At 65.5% G+C, this 1,555-nt stretch carries 2 protein-coding genes; both read left to right on the top strand.

The genetic code is table 11. The features are described 5' to 3' along the window. Positions 1-645, top strand: a 645-nt coding sequence (locus tag ENZ74_RS31405) for a hydantoinase/carbamoylase family amidase (protein ID WP_127313285.1), incomplete at its 5' end; no start/stop codon positions are given. A gap of 33 nt (positions 646-678) precedes the next feature. Next, the coding region (locus ENZ74_RS31400; protein WP_127313284.1) for an amidohydrolase at positions 679-1,555 on the top strand (877 nt) is incomplete at its 3' end.

Genomic DNA, 1,555 nt, shown 5'->3' with positions numbered 1-1,555 from the left:
GTGCTGGAGCGCGAAGGCTTGCCGGTCGGCGCGGTGGAGAATCTGCAAGGCATCTCCTGGCAGCGCATCACAATCGACGGCGTCGCCAACCATGCCGGCACCACGCCGATGTCGATGCGCAACGATGCCGGCCACGCCGCCGCCCGGGTCATCACCTTCCTGCTCGACCGGACCAAAGCCTCGAACGCGCCGACCGTCGCCACCGTCGGCACGATCCGCTTCGAGCCGAATGCCATCAATGTCATCCCTTCGCGCGCGGTCTTCACCGTCGATCTGCGCGATCCCGACGAACAGCGCCTGCAGGCGGCGGAAGCGGCGCTTGCCGCCTATCTCGAGCAGCTTGCCGCCGCTGAGAACGTGACGGTTTCGGTCGAGCAACTGGCCCGCTTCGAACCGGTGATCTTCGACCTGCGCATCGTCGAACAAATCGAGGCCGCCGCGAAACGCCGTGGCCTCGGGGTCAGGCGCATGACATCAGGCGCCGGCCACGACGCGCAGATGCTGGCGTGTATCGCGCCTGCGGCGATGATCTTCGTGCCGAGCGTTGGCGGCATCAGTCACAGTCCTCGCGAACACACCGATGACGCCGAGCTTGTTGCCGGCGCCAACATCCTGCTTGATGTGGCCGCGCAACTGGCAAAGTAGGTCAGAAGGGGCAGAAGCAGAAGGGGCAGAAGAATGTCTGAACTCGATCGCGACGCGCTGAAGCAGGAGATGATTTTCTGGCGGCGCGATCTGCATGCACACCCGGAATTCGGCTTCGAGGAGAAGCGCACCGCCGCCTTCGTCGCCGCCAAACTGCGCGAATTTGGGTTGGACGATGTCACCGAAGGCGTCGGCGGCACCGGTGTCGTCGGCACGCTGAAGCGCGGCAGCGGCAACCGGGCGATTGCGCTGAGGGCCGACATGGATGCGCTGCGCATATCAGAACAATCGGACGCATCTTACCGGTCCGGCAATCCCGGCATCATGCATGCCTGCGGCCATGACGGCCACACCACCATGCTGCTCGGCGCGGCAAAGCTGCTGGCCGGTGAGGGCGGTTTCGACGGCACCGTGCGCTTCGTCTTCCAGCCGGCCGAGGAATGGGGCAGGGGCGCACTCGCCATGCTCGAAGATGGGCTGATGCAGCGCTTTCCCTTCGACGAGATCTTTGGCCTGCACAACATGCCCGGCCTGCCGATCGGGCATTTCGAGACCCGTGCCGGACCCATAATGTCGGCCGAGGACAACTTCGAGATCGTGCTCAAGGGGCTCGGCGGCCATGCCGCGCGGCCGCATGCGGGCAACGAGACGCTGGTCGCGGCCTGCGCGCTGGTCACCAATCTGCAGACCATCGTCTCGCGCCGACTGAGTCCGGCCGACATATCCGTGGTTTCGGTGACCGAGCTGATCACCGACGGCACCCGCAACGCTCTGCCCGGTCTTGCCCGCATCCTCGGCGATGCGCGCAGCTTCCGTCCCGAGGTCAGCGCCGAGATCGAGCGGCAGATGCGCATTCTCGCCGAGGGCATCGCTGCCGCCTATAATGTCACCGCCGAGGTCAAGTACAGCA

Origin of the sequence: Mesorhizobium sp. M7A.F.Ca.CA.002.15.2.1 (assembly GCF_003998715.1) — a bacterium.
In the GTDB taxonomy this organism is placed as follows: domain Bacteria; phylum Pseudomonadota; class Alphaproteobacteria; order Rhizobiales; family Rhizobiaceae; genus Mesorhizobium; species Mesorhizobium ciceri.
Note: the sequence above shows the minus strand (reverse complement) of the source record. Positions and strands in the feature narration are given on the sequence as shown.